Raw genomic sequence first — 17,214 nt, 5'->3', positions numbered from 1 at the left:
TTTACCAACGTTTGTCGATGGCCGTACCCAGCAATGGCCTCAACTTATCTGCGATAGCTTCCCGTGCCCTAAATATTCGACTGCGTACTGTACCTATGGGACACCCCATTGCCTCAGCAATTTCGTCATAACTCAAACCCTCGATCTCGCGCAAGGTGATTGCCGTGCGCAGCTCTGCCGGCAAAGCCTCCATTGCAGTATTCACGGTCTGTGCTATCTGCTTGGTGGCTAGCAAAGATTCAGGAGTGTTTATATCCCTTAGTTGCTCGCCGTCGTCAAAAGTTTCTGCTTCTTCTGAATTTGACTCGGTTGAGGTCGGCGCCCTGCGCCCCTGGGTCACCAAATAATTCTTGGCAGTATTAATACCAATGCGATACAGCCAAGTGTAAAAGGCCGAGTCGCCCCGGAACTGAGGCAGCGCCCGGTAAGCCTTGATAAAGGCTTCCTGCACAACATCCTCGGCTTCTGCCTGATCGCGCACCAGGCGCGAAACAAGACGCATTAGCTTTCGCTGGTATTTGAGAACCAGCAGCTCGAACGCCTTCTTATCGCCGCGCTGTACGCGCTCGACAAGCAGTTGATCAATTTCGCGTTCTGTCGTCAAACCCCATTCCCTTGTTTTGTTGCGACGTGCATACGGGACCGGACATAGATAGTAAGCAATAACATAAGTTCAATGAAAAGCTCATTCATTAGCCAAGCCGGCGACCCCGGTTTTGTGCGTGCCGCCGCGGTGTGCGGCAATCCAGCGGCAAGCCACGGACAAAACTCTAAAAGTATCGTTAGAAACACAATCAGGCAGTATAGCGATTGTTCGGACCGAGCCGCTAGCCAATCGGAGGCGCAGCAACAGTAAATGTGACCAGATGGTAGTGCTTTCAAGCAGCTGCACCGGCGCCGGATTTGAGATCCGGCTTATATTGCTGGCAGCAATATAAGCCATTCTGATCTGGCCGTTTGCGGCGATATCGAGTTGAATCGCGCAGCGCCCTCGATAGTAGCGCAGCATGCCGTACGCAGCTGCCGACACGCATAGTGTGGCCAGAGCGGCACGTACCGGCAATAGCAAATTGCCAACAGCGCCGCTGGCGATAAGAACGCCAACCAGCCCGGCCAGCGCGCATTCAGTCGCCACCAGGGTCAGCAGCAACCTGGACGGTTTGATAACGGTGCTGAAGGCGATTGACATGATGCCTAGCCTGAAGCGAATTTTGAACCGGTCGCCAGGGAAACCGGTTCAAAGTGGTTTTGCAAAAACTTAGATTTTGCCAAAAACCAAGGTGCCATTCGTGCCGCCAAAGCCGAATGAGTTCTTGACAGCGATGTCGATCTTCATGTCACGTGCGGTATTGGCGCAGTAGTCAAGATCGCATTCAGGATCCTGATTGAAGATATTGGTGGTCGGCGGTGAGATCTGGTTATGCAAGGCCAGCACAGTGAACACCGATTCCAGGCCACCGGCGCCGCCCAGCAAATGCCCGGTCATCGACTTGGTGGAATTCACCACCAGTTTGTAAGCGTGGTCGCCGAAAGCCGCCTTGATGGCGTCGTTTTCATTCTTGTCGCCGATCTGCGTCGAGGTGCCGTGCGCATTCAGGTACTGTACCTGGTCGGCATTCACCCCGGCGTCGCGCAAGGCATTGCCGACGCAACGGCGTGGGCCGTCCAGGCTTGGCGCCGTCATGTGGTAGGCGTCGCCGCTCATGCCGAAGCCGAGCAGTTCCGCGTAGATCTTGGCGCCGCGCGCCTTGGCGTGTTCGTATTCTTCGAGCACCAGCACGCCGGCGCCCTCACCCAATACGAAACCGTCGCGATCCTTGTCCCAAGGACGGGAAGCGGTAGCGGGATCGTCATTGCGCGCCGACAAAGCACGCGGCGAGGTAAAGCCGCCGATGCCCAGCGGCGATACGCTGGCTTCCGCGCCGCCGGCAATCATCACGTCGGCATCGCCGTACTGAATCATGCGGCCGGCTACGCCGATACTATGCAGGCCGGTGGTACAGGCAGTGACTATCGCCAGATTCGGTCCTTTCAGACCGTATTTGATCGACAGGTTGCCGGAAATCATGTTGATGATCGATGCCGGGATGAAGAACGGACTGATGCGGCGCGGGCCGCGGTTAGTCAGCTCGGCGTGTGTTGCTTCGATCAAGGGCAGGCCACCAATGCCGGAGCCGATAATGACGCCTATCCGCTCAGCATTAGCTTCAGTTACTTCCAGGCCACTGTCTTGCATCGCCTGCATTCCCGCCGCCATGCCATAGTGGATAAAAGTATCCATATGCCGTGCTTCTTTGGCCGGAATGTAATCTTCGATATTGAAGCCCTTGACCTCCCCCGCAAAGCGCGTGGAAAAGGCAGTGGCGTCAAACTTGGTGATGGCTGCGATACCCGATTTGCCTGAGATTATCGCACTCCACGCATCGGCAATAGTATTGCCGACCGGTGAAATGCAACCCAGACCGGTTATAACAACGCGACGTTCACGTGTGCGGCTCAAGCGGTTCTCCTGGATACATTCAAAGCGTGCTTAGGCTGCCTTGACGTGGGCCTTAGCGTAATCAATTGCCTGTTGCACTGTAGTGATCTTTTCAGCTTGTTCGTCAGGGATTTCCATTTCGAACTCATCTTCCAGTGCCATCACCAGTTCAACGGTGTCGAGCGAATCAGCACCCAGATCGTTGACAAACGACGATTCGATCTTGATGTCTGCTTCTGCGACGCCCAGTTGCTCAGCGACGATTTTTTTAACGCGTTGTTCGATATCGGACATGTGATGCCTCCATTAGGTTACAGAAAGTGCGCGCATTTTAGCAGGTTTGCGCATTGAAAATTTACTTTCGACATTAGTCTTTAATATTTAGCAAAACTATGTCAAAAGCTTCTAAATAGGCACTACTTACTTCCAACCCCGGACCAGACCTTACTTCGACTTGGCCAAGGATACTAGGCAAAAGCCCAATTTAGCCCATATACATGCCGCCATTCACGTGCAAGGTAGTGCCCGTGATGTAGCCGGCTTGCGACGATGCCAGGAAAGCCACAGCCGCGGCGATATCCTCTGCGGCGCCCAGGCGTCCCAGCGGAATCTGCTGCAGCAAGGCGGCGGTTTGCTGCTCGCCCAGCTCCTTGGTCATGTCGGTATCGATAAAACCCGGAGCGACGCAATTGACCGTGATATTGCGGCTGCCGATCTCGCGCGCCAGCGCGCGGCTCATGCCGGCGACGCCAGCCTTGGCTGCGGCATAGTTCATCTGGCCCGGATTGCCGGCCGAGCCGACCACCGAAGTGATATTGATGATGCGGCCGTGCTTGGCCTTTATCATGCCACGCAAGACGGCGCGCGACAAACGCCCGACCGCGGTCAGGTTGGTGGCGATCACGGCATCCCATTCCTCGTCCTTCATGCGCATTGCCAGTTGATCCTGGGTAATACCTGCATTATTGACAAGGATCGACAAGCCGCCGAATTCCTTTTGCGTCAACTCTACAGCGGCGGCACAGCCTGCGACATCGTTAACGTTGAGCATGATGCCGCGGCCGTTGCCGGCATGCGCAGCCTGCATGTATTCGGTGATGGCGGCAGCGCCGGCTTCCGAAGTCGCGGTGCCGATCACCTTGGCGCCGCGCTTGAGCAGTTCGAGCGCGATGGCGCGGCCGATACCGCGCGAAGCGCCGGTCACCAGAGCGACCTGGCCGGCCAGGTCTTGTACATCTGCAGTCTGTAAAGTCACTTGAATGTCTCCAACATTTTATCCAGCGACGCCTGGTCGACGATGACATCGCCGATCAAGCTATCATTAATACGCTTGGTCAAGCCAGCAAGAACCTTGCCCGGACCGCATTCAACCACATGCGTGACGCCTTCGGCAGCAATCTTCTGCACCGTTTCCACCCAGCGCACCGGGCTTGCGGCCTGGCGCACCAGCGCGTCCTTGATGGCTTGCGGATCGCTGACGATGGCGACATCGACATTGTTGATCAAGGCGATCTGCGGCGCTGAGAAAGCCAGATCCTGCATGTATTCACGCAAACGATCCGAGGCCGGCTTCAACAGCGAGGAATGAAATGGGGCCGAAACCGGCAATGGCAAGGCGCGTTTTGCACCTTTTTCTTTCGCAATCACACAGGCGCGCTCGATTGCACCCTTATGGCCGGCAATCACCACCTGCGCCGGCGCATTGAAATTCACCGCCTCGACCACTTCGCCCTGCGCCGCGGCCAGGCAGACCGCACGCACGTCCTCGTCAGCCAAGCCTAAAATGACGGCCATGCCGCCCTGCCCGACCGGCACCGCCTGCTGCATGGCTTGCGCGCGGAAACGCACCAGCGGCACGGCATCCTTGAACGCAATCACGCCGGCAGCCACCAGCGCCGAGTACTCGCCCAGGCTGTGGCCAGCCACCAGCGACGGTGCTTTGCCGCCAGCCGCCAGCCAGGCGCGATAGCAAGCCACCGCCGCCGTCAACATGACCGGCTGGGTATTGGTGGTCAGGTCCAGCTCTTCCTTCGGCCCCTCGGCGATCAACTTGCCAAGATCGAACTGCAGCGCTTCGGAAGCTTCCGCCACCGTGTCTTTCACTACCGGGTTATCGGCAAAACCGTTCAACATGCCAACGGCCTGCGAACCCTGGCCCGGGAAAACAAATGCGAATTTATTCATGCCTTACCTGTAGATATCAAATTTATCAAACACGCGCCGGCGTAGCGCAGCGCGCTGGCAGCAATCTGCTGCCAGATTGCACCTTAAAGCGCTCAATGCGTCTTTACATGCGCGCTAAAATTGCGCCCCAGGTAAAGCCGCCGCCGACCCCTTCCATCATGACGTTCTGGCCAGGCTTGACGCGACCGTCGCGCACTGCCTTGTCCAGCGCCAGCGGAATCGATGCGGCCGAGGTATTGCCATGCTGGTCTACCGTCACCACCATACGTTCGTTATCCAGGCCCAGCTTGCGGGCGGTGCTTTGCATGATGCGGATATTGGCCTGGTGCGGGATCAGCCAGTCGATTTCGGACGCTTCCATGCCAGCCATCAGCAAAGCTTCGTTGGCGACCTTTTCCAGCACCGAGACTGCCAGCTTGAACACCGCCTGGCCATCCATGTACAGGAATGCGCTACCCTCGACCACGCCGGAACTGACCTTGCCCGGCACGCACAGGATATCTTTATAGCGGCCGTCGGCATGCAGCTTGGTGGCCAGGATGCCGGGCTCGGCGGAACCGGTCATGACCACGGCGCCGGCGCCGTCGCCGAACAACACACAAGTAGTGCGATCTTCAAAATTCAGGATGCGCGAAAACACTTCGGTGCCGATCACCAGCACATTCTTGTGCGCACCGGACTTGATGAAGGCGTCGGCAATCGACACCGCATAGACGAAACCACTGCATACCGCCTGCACGTCAAACGCCGCGCCGCCGCTGGTGATGCCGAGCTTTTGCTGGACCACGCAGGCAGTGCTGGGAAAGCCGCCGAAATAATCCGGGGTCGAAGTGGCGACGATGATCAGGTCGATGTCCTCAGCCTGCATGTGCGCCATCTCCAGCGCCTGCTTGGCAGCCGCTACCGCCAGGTCGCTCGATTGCACATCGGCTTCGGCATAGTGGCGCGCGGCGATGCCGCTGCGCGAAAAAATCCATTCGTGGGATGTTTCAATCCCCTTCTCGGCCAACTGCGCCGTGAGTTCCTGATTGCTTACCCGCTTCGGAGGCAAATAGCTGCCGGTGCCGACAATTTTGCTATATGTAGTCATGCTGTCTTTTGTTGGGTTGATTCAGTATTGACGATTTCACCGGAAACCTCACCCGCGCCGGTATTGACTGCAGGTACAGCTGCGGCTTGCGGCATCAGCTCCGCAATCGTAGTCGCAATACGAGACAATACATCATATTTGGCTGCGTCGAATGCGCGCTGTATGGCCCACTCATAGCCATAGGCATCGGCGCCGCCGTGACTCTTGAAAACCAGCCCGCGCAAGCCGAGCAGGCTGGCGCCGTTGTAACGCGAAGGATTGAGGCGGCGCGAGATGGCCTTGATGGCGCCGCGGGCGATCACCGCGCCCAGCATGTTGAGCGCCCCGCTCTTGAATTCGGTGGTGAGCACGGACTTGACGAAACGCCCCAGGCCTTCCGAGGCCTTGAGCGTGACGTTGCCGACGAAGCCGTCGCAGACGACGATGTCGGTGGTGCCTTCGAAAATATCGTTGCCTTCGACATTGCCGTAGAAATTCAGGATGCCTTTTTCATGATCCGCGCGCAGCAGTTCGGCGGTCTGCTTGACCACTTCATTGCCCTTGATATCTTCCTCGCCGACATTCAGCAAGCCGACAGTCGGCCGCGGCTTGCCTTCCATGGCCGAAACCAGGGCCGAGCCCATCAGCGCAAACTGGTGCAGATGCTGAGGTTCGCAATCGACGTTCGCGCCCAGGTCGAGCATATAGGTCGGACCGTCTTTCTGATTGGGCAGCAGCGTGCAGATTGCCGGGCGGTCGACGCCATGCAAGGTCTTGAGAAGATAGCGGGAAACCGCCATCAGGGCGCCGGTGTTGCCGGCCGAGACGCAGGCCTGCACCTGCTGGTCCTTGACCAGTTGCAGGGCAACGCGCATGGAGGAGTCTTTTTTACGGCGCAAGGCGGTTTCGATCGAGTCATCCATCGTTACCACTTCGGATGCATGCAATACCGACAAGCGCGGGTGCGCGCTGGCCTTGTGCTTCTTCAGCTGGGCGCGAATTTCCTCTTCGAGCCCAACCAGCACCAATTCAGCTTCGGGCTGGCGATTAGCGAACGAAACTGCAGCAGGTACGGTAACCGACGGGCCGTGATCGCCACCCATGCAGTCAATAGAAATTTTAATTGTCATTGTTTTGATTCAGTGCCTACTCTAACCCCGTCATTATGAGGCAGATTGAGCGCGATTCAAAATGACGCAAGGATTAATTACGTACACATTACGCATACAAAAACGGCGCTACTGAGAAAACTCATCGCGCCGCCTTCAACCTGCATCACAAGAACAGAGATTACTCGTCGTTCTTGGTCTTCAACACTTTACGGCCACGGTAAAAGCCGTTCGGGCTGATGTGGTGGCGCAGATGTGTTTCACCAGTCGTTGGCTCGATAGCCAGCGGAGGCGCAACCAGAAAATCGTGGGCACGGTGCATGCCGCGCTTGGATGGGGTCTTCTTATTTTGTTGAACTGCCATGATAACTCCTGCTTTCTTAAGATCTAAAGTTTAACATATCCAACCCTCAGAACAGGGAAAGGCTGGATACTCCTGCCGCGTATGGAATGCGCGGATTTTACTACCTATTGCCACACCTTAGTCACACATCATCAAAATCACACTCTACGACTGTGAAAATCAGCGCGACAAATTTACCGCAATTCGTTTTAATTCTTCAAACTCTTGAGCATTGCAAACGGGGATTCTTTTTTGCTGGCTTTGAGCCCTTCAAGCGCTGACTGATCCGGACAGACCGCATGCTTGGGCGAGAGCGGCAAGGCCAGCAAGGCCTCGTCTTCAATCAATTCAATAATATTCAGTGATTTGGTGCCGACAATGACATCAATCTCGTCATTATCAAGCAGCGCATCGATTTCATCGGCGCTTTCTTCGTCTTTTGCCAACACCAGTACGGATTCCGCATCGATATCGAAGGCAAATGGCGTCAAGCAGCGTTGACACATGATCTTGATCGCGCCAGTGACCGACATCGTCAGTTGCGGGTGACCCAAGGAATCAGCACCGCCTACCAGGACCCAGTGCAGCGCGCCGGAGCGGTCTGCCGACTCATCCGCCAGGCGACCAAGGTCAGCCACGGCGATTTCGCCTTCACGGCGCTCTTTATGGCGCGAATACTCAAAGGCGTCGATTATAAAAGCACTCATAATAACGCTGAACCCAGCCGAACCCGGAAAACCTGCGATAATAACAGCCTTTTCCTTTATTCGTCAAAGTGTTAGCGTATTTTCCGCCTTTTATTGCCGGACCTGCGCTCAAATGACGAAAATCATGGCCTCTTTACAACAGACCACCGGACGACTGCACCCAATATGTTACCACCCTTGCCGCGCCTGATCCTGGGCTCCAGCTCCAAATACCGCAAAGAATTGCTTTCCCGGCTACAAATCCCCTTCGATGTCATGGTGCCGGCCATCGATGAAACCGCCCTTCCCGGCGAAACCCCGCAAGCCACGGCTCTGCGCCTGGCGCTGGGAAAAGCCCGCGCCGTGGCGCTGCTGGCGCCCGGCGCACTGGTGATTGGCTCGGACCAGGTCGCCACCCTGGACGGTGAGCAGATCGGCAAGCCGGGCGATCATGGCAACGCGCTGAAACAACTGCAGAAAATGCGCGGCCGCCGCGTCATCTTCCATAGCGCCCTGTGCCTGTGGGATGGCCGCGCAGCACAGCCGGAAAAAGCGGCGCAGATCGAAAACATCCAGACCTTCGTCACCTTCCGCGACCTGCCCGACGCCGAACTGGATGCCTACTTGCGTATCGAGCAACCCTACGATTGCGCCGGCAGCGCAAAAAATGAAGGCCTGGGCATCGCCATCCTGGAAAAAATCGAGAGCACCGATCCGACCGCCCTGACCGGATTGCCATTGATTGCCCTGACCAGTATGCTACGCCGCGCCGCCCTTCCGTTTTTTACATATAAATAATTGCGGGACAGAGTTTAAGAGCCACCGTAGCGTGGCGAGCTACTCTGTCCCCAACTAACTAGAACCCAACATGCCAGGCATTCTGTACTTGATTCCCAACACCCTCGGCCAAAGCGATGCCGCTCCGGCACAACAACTGGCCGCTGTCATTCCGACCGAAGTCCAGGCGCTGACCGCCAGGCTCGATTATTTCATCGCTGAAAACGCAAAGACCACGCGCGCGTTCCTGAAGCTGGTCGATGCCGTCCAACCATTGGTCAAGCCGCTGCAGGAAATCCAGATCGCCGAACTCAACGTGAATACCGCCAGCGCCGCCTTGCCGGCCTTGCTGGCGCCTATCCTGGCGGGCCAGGACGCCGGCTTGATCTCGGAAGCCGGCGTGCCGGCGGTAGCGGATCCCGGCGCCAACCTGGTGCGGCTGGCGCATGCGCACAACATTCAGGTGCGGCCGCTGGTGGGGCCTTCATCCTTGCTGCTGGCGGTCATGGGCAGCGGCCTCAACGGCCAGAGCTTTGCCTTCAACGGCTACCTGCCGACCGATGCCGAGCAGCGCGGCAAGCGCATCAAGGCGCTGGAGCTGCGTTCGCGCCAGGAGCAGCAGACCCAGCTGTTCATTGAAACGCCCTACCGCAACGGCGCCTTCCTGGAAGCGCTGGCCAACAGTTGCCAGGCCGGCACGCTGATCTGCGTCGCCACCGATCTGACCCTGCCTACTGAAACCATCAAGACGCAGACAGCCGCCAAATGGAAGAGCGCGCTGGCCGCCGGCAAGCACCCGGACTTCCACAAGAAACCGACTGTGTTTTTATTTTTGGCCCAGTAATGTTTATTTAAACAAGCGCCCAGGAAAATTTATCCGCGCTTTTCGTACAGCTTTTCAGGCAATGTTTTTTTTCAGCGGCAAACACGGCGCACCAAATGCAAAACGGCAACGGTATTGCGCCGTCGCCGTTTTTGCTAGTCTCGAAAGACAGGGGTTGAGAAGTCGAAAACTTCTCGGTGCCGCATCAATGATGCGGTGGTTTGTCCAGTAGTCAATAACGATTCCAAAGCAAGGGGTTGTATTGCCGTTGGAATGATTTTTTGCTACCGAAGCAATTGCAACTGGGTGGCCAACGAGTTTGCTATTTCTATAATCGCCTCCTCCGTTCGCTATTCCTTTGGTCCCTTTAATATACGCCAGGATCGCGAAGATACAAGGCGAATTACGGTAATACGGTATTACCTTATAACGCTTTCAACATTCGTTGTTTTATAAAAAACCCGCCGGCGATTTCTCGCGAGCGGGCTCGTTAAATAAAATCCAACGCGAAAATTCAATGCGAAAAAATCATTGCAGAAAACTCAACGCAGGCTAGGCCGCACTTGGTTCGCCAGCGATTGCACCACGCCGGCGCCCATCGCCACGCCAAATTTTTTCAGCACACGTTCAGGCAAACCTTCGCTCTTGGTGTAATCGACAATATCTTCCTGCTTCAAGACATCGCGCGCCACGCTGTCGACCGTGCCGTAACCGTCTGCCAGGCCCATGTCGATTGCCTTGGAGCCGCTCCAGAACAGGCCGGAGAAGGTTTCCGGCGTTTCCTTCAGACGCGCGCCGCGGCCCTTGCGGACAACGTCGATGAACTGCTGATGAATCTCCGCTAGCATGGTTTGCGCATAACCTTTTTGCGTCGTGCTCATCGGGCTGAACGGATCGAGGAAGCCCTTGTTCTCGCCTGCAGTCAGCAGGCGCCGCTCGACGCCGACCTTGTCCATCAGGCCGGTGAAGCCGAAGCCATCCATCAGCACGCCGATAGAGCCGACGATGCTGGCCTTGTTGACATAGATCTTGTCGGCCGCGGCAGCGATGTAGTAGCCGCCGGAAGCGCACATCTCATCGACCACCACATACAAAGGCTTGTTCGGATATTCCTTGCGCAAGCGGATGATTTCATCATTGATGATGCCGGCCTGCACCGGGCTGCCGCCAGGGCTGTTGATGCGCAAGATCACGCCGACCGAATCATCGGCGGCGAAAGCATTGTCGAGCGCCGGCACCACCACGCCGGCGGAGCCGTTGCCTTCCGATTCGATGGCGCCGTTGATCTTCACCAGCGCGGTATGGGCGCCGACGGTTTGCGTATCCGAGCCTTCGTAATTCAGCCCCAGCCAAAAGGCAAAACCGACCACGCCGAGGACCGCCAGCTTGAAGAAGATGCCCCAGCGGCGGCGGGCGCGCTGCTCGCGCAGCGAGGCAAACGCCAGCTTTTCCAGCAGTTCGCGTTCCCAGCCTTCTTTTTTTGCCGGCAGCGCAGTATCCACATTATCAAATTCGTTATTGCTCATGGTGCTCACTCACGTCGATTATCAGGGATCGTTCAATATGCACAGGTCGCCAGGCCAGATCAGGCTAGCGCCGGCCGCACATATTCATCAGGGATCCAGAACACCTGATCATTACTTTCTTCAACTAAAATCTTGTGCAGGCGGCCGCCGCGGCATGGACCGCCGGCGCAGCGTCCGGTTTCCGGCTCATACACTGCGCCGTGGGTGGCGCACATCAGGTACAGGCCGCTGGATTCGAAGAAGTCGCCTTCGTTCCAGTCCAGTTCCATCGCCACGTGAGCGCAACGGTTCAGGTAGGCATGTACAACATTGTCATAGCGGATGGCAAACGCCACCGCATCGTCGCCCCATGCCGTCACCGGAAAACGCACCCCCTTGCCGCGCTCCGCCAGGGCGGCAGAAGCGCAGATGGGAATGCGCAGACTATTTACGGCTTGTTCAGACATCGCTTGGCACTCTCGTTGGCAACCTGCATCAGTTTTAAATTCAGGCGTTATTAATCAGCCAGTCGTGCAGCTGCGGCGTCGACGTCGCGCTGAACAGCGGCTTCAGCGCATTCAGTTCATGCGCCGGATGGGCGCCGTACTGTACCGCGATACCGGCGGCGCCGGCATTGATCGCCATCTGCAGATCATGTGTGGTGTCGCCGATCATCACCGTCCGCTTCAGATCCTGGCCCAGCTCGCGCGTCAGTTCCTGCAGCATGGCGGGATGCGGCTTGGAGAAGGTTTCGTCAGCGCAGCGAGTGGCGTCGAACACTGACAGCAGCTTGGTTTCGTGCAAGGCGCGGTTCAGCCCGACCCGGCTCTTGCCAGTGGCGATCGCCAGGAAATAACCTTGCTGCGACAGATCGGCCAGCATTTCGCGAACGCCGTCGAACAGGGTCAGGTCCTGGTCCTGCGCCAGATAATGATAACGATAGCGCTCCACCACGCGCGGATACTGGCTGGCGTCAAGGCCCGGCATCGCTACCTGCATTGCTTCGCCCAGGCCCAGCCCGATCACATGCGAGGCCGCCTTGTTGTCCGGAATCGGCAAGCCCAGGTCCCTGGCCGCGGCCTGGATACACTTCACGATGATGGCGGTACTGTCCATCAAGGTGCCATCCCAATCAAATACGATTAAGTCAAAATTCTTTCTTGCCATATTGCCCGGCAATTGCTTGCCAGCTCCTGTTGTTGGGTTTTGCCTGCCGGCCAAAGAAGTACACAAAAACACGCAATCGGCGATCGGCAAACCAATAGATAGATAAATACTAACTGATATTCTAATCGCCCGTGGTACGTGATGGTGCCGGAGCAACATCCGATTTATTTTCCTGAGGTAAACTTTTCAGGAATTTCTCACATTCCGGCGGCAGCGGCGCCTTCAAGGTCACCGGCTTACCGGTCTCAGGATGGGCAAAGGTAATCTGATAGGCATGCAAAAACATCCGCTTCAGGGCGATGCGCTGGCCATCCGCCTTCTGCAAGGCGCGGTTCAACGCAAAATCGCCATACTTGTCGTCGCCGGCGATGGCAAAGCCGCTGGAGGACAGATGGACCCTGATCTGGTGCGTGCGCCCGGTCTTCAATTCCGCTTCCAGCAAGGCATAGTCGCCGTAGCGCCGAATCAGGTTGAAGATGGTGTGCGAAGCCTGGCCGTCGGCCTGCACCCGCACCCGGCGTTCGCCATCGGCCGCCGTATATTTGTGCAGGGCCAATTTAATATGCTGGCGCTCGTTTTGCCAATCGCCGTGCACCAATACCAGGTATCGCTTGTCGGTATCGCCGTCGCGCATCTGTTCGTGCAGATTGGTCAGCGCCGAGCGTTTTTTTGCCAACAACAAAATCCCGGAGGTATCGCGATCCAGCCTGTGCACCAGTTCCAGGAACTTGGCGTCCGGACGCGCCGCCCGCAGTTGTTCGATGACGCCATAGCTGACGCCGGAGCCGCCATGCACGGCGACCCCTGCCGGCTTGTCGATCACCAGCATATGATTATCTTCAAGCAATATCTTGAATTCCGCGCCTGGCACGACCTGCTCTTGTTTTTCAGCAATACGAATCGGCGGCACCCGGATCACGTCGCCTTCCAGCAAACGGTAGGTCTGGTCGATGCGGCCTTTATTGACCCTGACCTCGCCCGAACGCAGCACACGATAAATATGGCTTTTGGGCACACCTTTACAAATACGCAACAAAAAATTGTCGATCCGTTGACCGGCATCCTCTTCGCCTATGGTCAGCAGTTGAACTTGCAGCGGCGCCGGAGGTGGCTTCACCTCTTGCTCCACAGCTACTTTTGGCTCAGCCTTGTGCTTGGCCGCGGCTTGCGTCCGCGGCTCCGGGCGAGACTTGACTCGCCCTCCAGAAAATCTCGCTAAGTCCTTCATTTTGAATATATAATTGTTGCGCGACTGTTCAGAAACAGTTGCTGGTGTAAGAATAAAAAGACCATTCTACACAGGGGCGTCCCCATCAGCCTCGCCAATTTGCAAATTTGATGGGAAATGTGTACGCATCACCCCTGCGCGAGTCAAGGTCGCACCGTTGTTGTCATCGGATAGCGCGCACGGATGCTGAACAAGAATGTCTGGATGATTAGGATAAAGTCCGGCGAGCCCGATGCGATTCAGTCGCGACGAGCTCGCCGGTTGATGTAGTGCTTATAAACAAGTCGATTAACTTTACTGAAACCAATGCCTCATTTGGCTCTATCAAGCTGCTCACCGCCTGGCGTCATGCTCGCGATCCGCGAACTGCAAGATGCTGTGCCGGTGCACGCTGGTAGTCTTCTGTAATACGACAGCACTGTATCCGCGCCTGTGCATTGCGCCCTACGTATGTAGATCAGGCGCTGCACGCCAAGGCACCCTCCCCCCCCAGACAACTGCGTTCTCGCGTACATCCCTGTACTTTTTGGCGCTGACAGAATGCTGAAGAACAGCATCATTAAGCGCCATTGAATTGACCCAAGGGTCACGGAGCGAAAAAATGAAACGCATGTTGTTTAATGCCACGCAGCAGGAAGAACTGCGCGTGGCTATTGTTGACGGGCAAAAGCTCATCGACATCGATATCGAAACCACCGGACGCGAACAACGCAAGTCCAATATCTACAAAGGTGTGATTACCCGTATTGAGCCGTCGCTGGAAGCCTGCTTTGTCAACTACGGTGAAGAGCGTCATGGCTTCTTGCCGTTCAAGGAAGTCGCCCGCACCTACTTCAAGGAAGGCGTCGACGTCCGTACCGCATCGATCAAGGATGCCCTGCGCGAAGGCCAGGAAATCATGGTCCAGGTCGAAAAGGAAGAGCGCGGCAACAAAGGCGCGGCCCTGACCTCCTTCGTCTCGCTGGCCGGCCGCTACCTGGTCCTGATGCCGAACAATCCGCGCGGCGGCGGCGTATCGCGCCGGGTCGAAGGTGAAGATCGCCAGGAACTGCGCGAAACCATGGATCAGCTGGACCTGCCTAGCGGCATGTCAGTGATCGCCCGCACTGCCGGCATCGGCCGCAATGTTGATGAATTGCAATGGGACTTGAACTACCTGATGCAACTCTGGCGTGCTATCGAAGGCGCCGGCACTCAGGGCAAGGGCGCTTTCCTGATTTATCAGGAATCGTCGCTGGTGATCCGCGCGATCCGCGATTACTTCCAGCCGGATATCGGCGAAATCCTGATCGACACCGACGAAATCCACGACCAGGCCCAGCAGTTCATGGCCCACGTCATGCCCGACATGGTGCACCGCGTTAAGCGCTACCGCGACGACGTGCCGCTGTTCTCCCGCTTCCAGATCGAACACCAGATCGAAACCGCGTACTCGCGCACCGTACCGCTGCCATCCGGCGGCGCCATCGTGATCGACCATACCGAAGCCCTGGTTTCTGTCGACGTCAACTCCGCTCGCGCAACCCGCGGCGGCGACATCGAGACCACCGCCTTCAACACCAATTGTGAAGCAGCGGAAGAAGTTGCGCGCCAATTGCGTCTGCGCGACCTCGGCGGCCTGATCGTGATCGACTTCATTGACATGGAGAATTCGAAAAACCAGCGCGAAGTCGAAACCCGCCTGAAAGACGCCCTGCGCTATGACCGCGCGCGCGTCCAGATGGGCAAGATCTCGCGCTTCGGCCTGATGGAACTGTCGCGCCAGCGCCTGCGTCCGTCGCTGTCGGAAGGCAGCCACGTAACTTGCCCGCGCTGCAACGGCACCGGCCACATCCGCGATACCGAATCGTCCGCTTTGCAAGTCCTGCGCATCATCCAGGAAGAAGCGATGAAAGAAAACTCGGCGGCGATCCACGTCCAGGCGCCAGTCGACGTCGCAGCCTTCCTGCTCAACGAGAAGCGCGGCGAGATCCTGAAGATCGAAACGCGTCACCGGGTCAGCATCATCCTGATCCCGAACAAGCACCTGGAAACCCCGCATTACAAGCTGGAACGCCTGAAGCACGACGATCCGCGCCTGGAAGAAACCCAGGCCAGCTATGCGATGGCGGAGCAAGCCGATACCGATATCGGTTACAACAAAACCCAGAAAGAAGAAGGCAAGCCGCGTCAGGAAGCCGTGGTCAAGGGCATCACGCCAGACCAGCCGGCCCCTATCGTCGAGCGCAAGCCAGTGGAAGTCCAGCCAGTCGCAGCAGCTGCTCCGGCAGAAACCGGCTTCCTCGGCAAGATCTTCGGCTTCTTCTTCAGCAAGCCGGCGGCGCCAGTTGCTGCGCCTGCCGCAACGACCGAAACCAAGAGCGCGCAGCAGCGTGACCGTAACGATCGCGGCGACCGCAACAACCGTGGCCAGCGCGGCCGCAACCGTGGCGGCCGCAACCGCGACGGTAGCGAAGCGCGTGAAGACAGCGCCAAGAAGCCGGCAGTGACCGAGACTGCTGAAGCCAAGACCCAGCAAGCCCGTCCGCCACGTCCTCCACGCGAGCCGAGAGAGCCGCGGGAACAGCGCGAAGCAAATGAAAGCAAAGCCGACACCCGCAGCACCGAAGGCCGCGAAGGCAAGCGCGAGCGCAGCGAACGCCCACCGCGTCCGCCACGCGAAGAGCGCAAGGAAAACCTGAGCGAAGTCAAAGTCGATGAAACCTTGCTCAAGGGTGGCGTAATTGCTGCCGCCGGCGCCGGTTTGGCCGTGGCCGCCGTTGCCGAAACAGGCGACGCAGTCCAACTCGATAGCGGCCGCGTCGAAACCAAGGCAGAAGGAGACGAAGAACCACGTCGCCGCCGCCGCCGCGGTGGCCGTAACCGTAATCGTCGTGACCGTGATGCTACTGATGCTACTGAAGGCAGCAGCGAAGGTAGCGACGACATGGAAGCCGGCGAAAACGATGCAGCTGAAGTCGTTGCAGCGCCAGCCGATGCAAGCCCAGCCGCCGCTCCTGCTGTCGTCCATGAAGCCGAGCAGCCAGTCGCTGCTCCAGCTCATGCAGCGCCAGTCAGTCTGGTCAGCAACGATGTGCCGATGATGGCTTCCTCCGCGCCGCCTGTCACGCAAGAAGTTACAGCTCCGGCCCAGCCGGAGACGTTTGCACCGACAGCACTGTCGAATGCGATCGCCGCGCCGCTGGTACCGCAGGAAGTTGCCGCGGTGACGGAAATCGCCCCGGCAGCAGCAATCGAAGAAGCACCGGCGTCCGCGCCAGTGTGGATTCCAGTTGCACCAGCGCCAACGGTCGCAGAGCCTGAAGCAGTCGTGGCAGCGCCAGTAGTAGCTGATCCGGTGGTCGAACCACTGATAACGACAATTGCGGCGCCAGCCGCGGTTGAACACGTCGCGGCACAGGTAGAAGCGCCGGCCCCGGTCGTCGTTGAGCCGGCGCCAGTGGTGCTTGCACCAGCGCCGGCAGCAGTTGCGCCAGCGCCGGTAGAAGCAGCACCGGCTGAAGTCAAGGTCGCTGTATCGAGCGCCTCGCCTAAGGTGGAAGATCTGCAAACCGTTCTGGCGGCGGCAGGCCTGACACTGGCAGCGACCGACCCGAGCAAGCTGCGTGCTGCCCAGGAAGCCACTGCCGGCATCGTCGCCGCGCCACGCGTCCCGCGTGAACGCAAGCCGGCGCCGGTCCAGGTCAGCGAACCGCTGGTGCAGATCGAAACCCAGCGCTCGCAGTCCTAAGCCAGCCCACCCTGCCGGCAAGCCGGCGGGGTAACAATATGACAAGACAACAAAGGGAGTCCCAGACTCCCTTTGTCACGTCTGGCGCCGGCGCCATAGGCTGTATCTGCAGCC

At 57.8% G+C, this 17,214-nt stretch carries 17 protein-coding genes; 3 read left to right on the top strand and 14 right to left on the bottom strand.

Annotated features, from left to right (window positions below; translation table 11 throughout):
• Position 1 precedes the first annotated feature (1 nt).
• The 10 genes from rpoE to BCF11_RS19575 all read right to left on the bottom strand — a co-directional run bounded on the left by rpoE (position 2) and on the right by BCF11_RS19575 (position 7,822).
• Entirely contained in the window at positions 2-604 is a 603-nt protein-coding gene (gene rpoE, locus BCF11_RS19620; RefSeq protein ID WP_098496235.1) for an RNA polymerase sigma factor RpoE, read from the bottom strand.
• Between the two features lie 81 nt (positions 605-685).
• Complete coding sequence (locus tag BCF11_RS19615; RefSeq protein WP_098496234.1) at positions 686-1,189, bottom strand: flagellar hook-length control protein; 504 nt, start codon at positions 1,187-1,189, stop codon at positions 686-688.
• A 69-nt stretch (positions 1,190-1,258) separates the two neighbouring features.
• Positions 1,259-2,500: a beta-ketoacyl-ACP synthase II gene (gene fabF / locus BCF11_RS19610; RefSeq protein WP_098496233.1), complete on the bottom strand. Its 1,242-nt coding sequence runs from the start codon at positions 2,498-2,500 to the stop codon at positions 1,259-1,261.
• A gap of 30 nt (positions 2,501-2,530) precedes the next feature.
• Positions 2,531-2,773 (bottom strand): acyl carrier protein, encoded by a 243-nt coding sequence (acpP, locus tag BCF11_RS19605; RefSeq protein ID WP_038487422.1) that lies wholly within the window; start codon positions 2,771-2,773, stop codon positions 2,531-2,533.
• Positions 2,774-2,963: 190 nt separating this feature from the next.
• Positions 2,964-3,734, bottom strand: a complete 771-nt coding sequence (gene fabG, locus BCF11_RS19600) for a 3-oxoacyl-ACP reductase FabG (RefSeq protein WP_098496232.1) — start codon at positions 3,732-3,734, stop codon at positions 2,964-2,966.
• On the bottom strand, positions 3,731-4,663 hold the full coding sequence (fabD, locus tag BCF11_RS19595; RefSeq protein ID WP_098496231.1) for an ACP S-malonyltransferase: 933 nt from the start codon (positions 4,661-4,663) through the stop codon (positions 3,731-3,733). The genes fabG and fabD overlap by 4 nt, the downstream gene beginning before the upstream one ends.
• Positions 4,664-4,766: 103 nt before the next feature.
• A complete protein-coding gene (locus BCF11_RS19590) occupies positions 4,767-5,753 on the bottom strand; it encodes a beta-ketoacyl-ACP synthase III (RefSeq protein WP_098496230.1) in 987 nt (328 codons plus the stop codon).
• Positions 5,750-6,862, bottom strand: a complete 1,113-nt coding sequence (plsX, locus tag BCF11_RS19585; RefSeq protein WP_098496229.1) for a phosphate acyltransferase PlsX — start codon at positions 6,860-6,862, stop codon at positions 5,750-5,752. Before plsX ends, BCF11_RS19590 begins: the two co-directional genes overlap by 4 nt.
• A gap of 160 nt (positions 6,863-7,022) precedes the next feature.
• A complete protein-coding gene (rpmF, locus tag BCF11_RS19580) occupies positions 7,023-7,205 on the bottom strand; it encodes a 50S ribosomal protein L32 (RefSeq protein WP_014006864.1) in 183 nt (60 codons plus the stop codon).
• Positions 7,206-7,393: 188 nt separating this feature from the next.
• A complete protein-coding gene (locus tag BCF11_RS19575) occupies positions 7,394-7,822 on the bottom strand; it encodes a DUF177 domain-containing protein (protein WP_369827792.1) in 429 nt (142 codons plus the stop codon).
• Positions 7,823-8,056: 234 nt separating this feature from the next.
• Between BCF11_RS19575 and BCF11_RS19570 the strand changes: the two genes are divergently transcribed.
• Together BCF11_RS19570 and BCF11_RS19565 are read left to right on the top strand one after the other, a co-directional pair.
• Positions 8,057-8,668, top strand: a complete 612-nt coding sequence (locus BCF11_RS19570) for a Maf-like protein (protein WP_098496227.1) — start codon at positions 8,057-8,059, stop codon at positions 8,666-8,668.
• Between the two features lie 70 nt (positions 8,669-8,738).
• Positions 8,739-9,491 carry an SAM-dependent methyltransferase gene (locus BCF11_RS19565; protein ID WP_098496226.1) on the top strand — a complete coding sequence of 251 codons (753 nt, stop codon included), beginning with the start codon at positions 8,739-8,741 and terminating at the stop codon, positions 9,489-9,491.
• A 521-nt stretch (positions 9,492-10,012) separates the two neighbouring features.
• On the opposite strand, the gene BCF11_RS19560 is transcribed toward BCF11_RS19565, so the two are convergent.
• From BCF11_RS19560 to BCF11_RS19545, 4 genes are all read right to left on the bottom strand, one after another.
• Positions 10,013-10,996, bottom strand: coding sequence for a S49 family peptidase (locus tag BCF11_RS19560; RefSeq protein ID WP_098496225.1), 984 nt, complete (start codon positions 10,994-10,996; stop codon positions 10,013-10,015).
• 59 nt (positions 10,997-11,055) lie between these two features.
• Complete coding sequence (locus BCF11_RS19555; protein ID WP_098496224.1) at positions 11,056-11,442, bottom strand: Rieske 2Fe-2S domain-containing protein; 387 nt, start codon at positions 11,440-11,442, stop codon at positions 11,056-11,058.
• 40 nt (positions 11,443-11,482) lie between these two features.
• Positions 11,483-12,142: an HAD-IIIA family hydrolase gene (locus BCF11_RS19550; protein WP_098497593.1), complete on the bottom strand. Its 660-nt coding sequence runs from the start codon at positions 12,140-12,142 to the stop codon at positions 11,483-11,485.
• 121 nt (positions 12,143-12,263) lie between these two features.
• Positions 12,264-13,370, bottom strand: a complete 1,107-nt coding sequence (locus BCF11_RS19545; protein WP_098496223.1) for an RluA family pseudouridine synthase — start codon at positions 13,368-13,370, stop codon at positions 12,264-12,266.
• A 601-nt stretch (positions 13,371-13,971) separates the two neighbouring features.
• Here BCF11_RS19545 and BCF11_RS19540 point away from each other — a divergent pair.
• The gene (locus BCF11_RS19540; protein ID WP_098496222.1) at positions 13,972-17,100 is read left to right on the top strand and encodes an Rne/Rng family ribonuclease; all 3,129 of its coding nucleotides are present in this window, start codon (positions 13,972-13,974) and stop codon (positions 17,098-17,100) included.
• Positions 17,101-17,214 lie beyond the last annotated feature (114 nt).

This window comes from Collimonas sp. PA-H2, from assembly GCF_002564105.1.
Taxonomy (GTDB): domain Bacteria; phylum Pseudomonadota; class Gammaproteobacteria; order Burkholderiales; family Burkholderiaceae_D; genus Collimonas.
The sequence above is the reverse complement of the archived record's forward strand: the minus strand, read 5'-3'. Positions and strand labels throughout refer to the sequence as shown.

Bases quoted from the DNA above. Each gene is read 5' to 3' on its own strand.
- BCF11_RS19540 (WP_098496222.1), top strand. From the start codon at position 13,972: ATGAAACGCATGTTGTTTAATGCCACGCAGCAGGAAGAACTGCGCGTG.
- plsX (WP_098496229.1), bottom strand. From the start codon at position 6,862: ATGACAATTAAAATTTCTATTGACTGCATGGGTGGCGATCACGGCCCG.
- acpP (WP_038487422.1), bottom strand. From the start codon at position 2,773: ATGTCCGATATCGAACAACGCGTTAAAAAAATCGTCGCTGAGCAACTG.
- rpmF (WP_014006864.1), bottom strand. From the start codon at position 7,205: ATGGCAGTTCAACAAAATAAGAAGACCCCATCCAAGCGCGGCATGCAC.
- BCF11_RS19550 (WP_098497593.1), bottom strand. From the start codon at position 12,142: ATGGCAAGAAAGAATTTTGACTTAATCGTATTTGATTGGGATGGCACC.
- BCF11_RS19570 (WP_098496227.1), top strand. From the start codon at position 8,057: ATGTTACCACCCTTGCCGCGCCTGATCCTGGGCTCCAGCTCCAAATAC.
- BCF11_RS19555 (WP_098496224.1), bottom strand. From the start codon at position 11,442: ATGTCTGAACAAGCCGTAAATAGTCTGCGCATTCCCATCTGCGCTTCT.
- BCF11_RS19590 (WP_098496230.1), bottom strand. From the start codon at position 5,753: ATGACTACATATAGCAAAATTGTCGGCACCGGCAGCTATTTGCCTCCG.
- BCF11_RS19565 (WP_098496226.1), top strand. From the start codon at position 8,739: ATGCCAGGCATTCTGTACTTGATTCCCAACACCCTCGGCCAAAGCGAT.
- BCF11_RS19545 (WP_098496223.1), bottom strand. From the start codon at position 13,370: ATGAAGGACTTAGCGAGATTTTCTGGAGGGCGAGTCAAGTCTCGCCCG.
- fabD (WP_098496231.1), bottom strand. From the start codon at position 4,663: ATGAATAAATTCGCATTTGTTTTCCCGGGCCAGGGTTCGCAGGCCGTT.
- BCF11_RS19615 (WP_098496234.1), bottom strand. From the start codon at position 1,189: ATGTCAATCGCCTTCAGCACCGTTATCAAACCGTCCAGGTTGCTGCTG.
- BCF11_RS19560 (WP_098496225.1), bottom strand. From the start codon at position 10,996: ATGAGCAATAACGAATTTGATAATGTGGATACTGCGCTGCCGGCAAAA.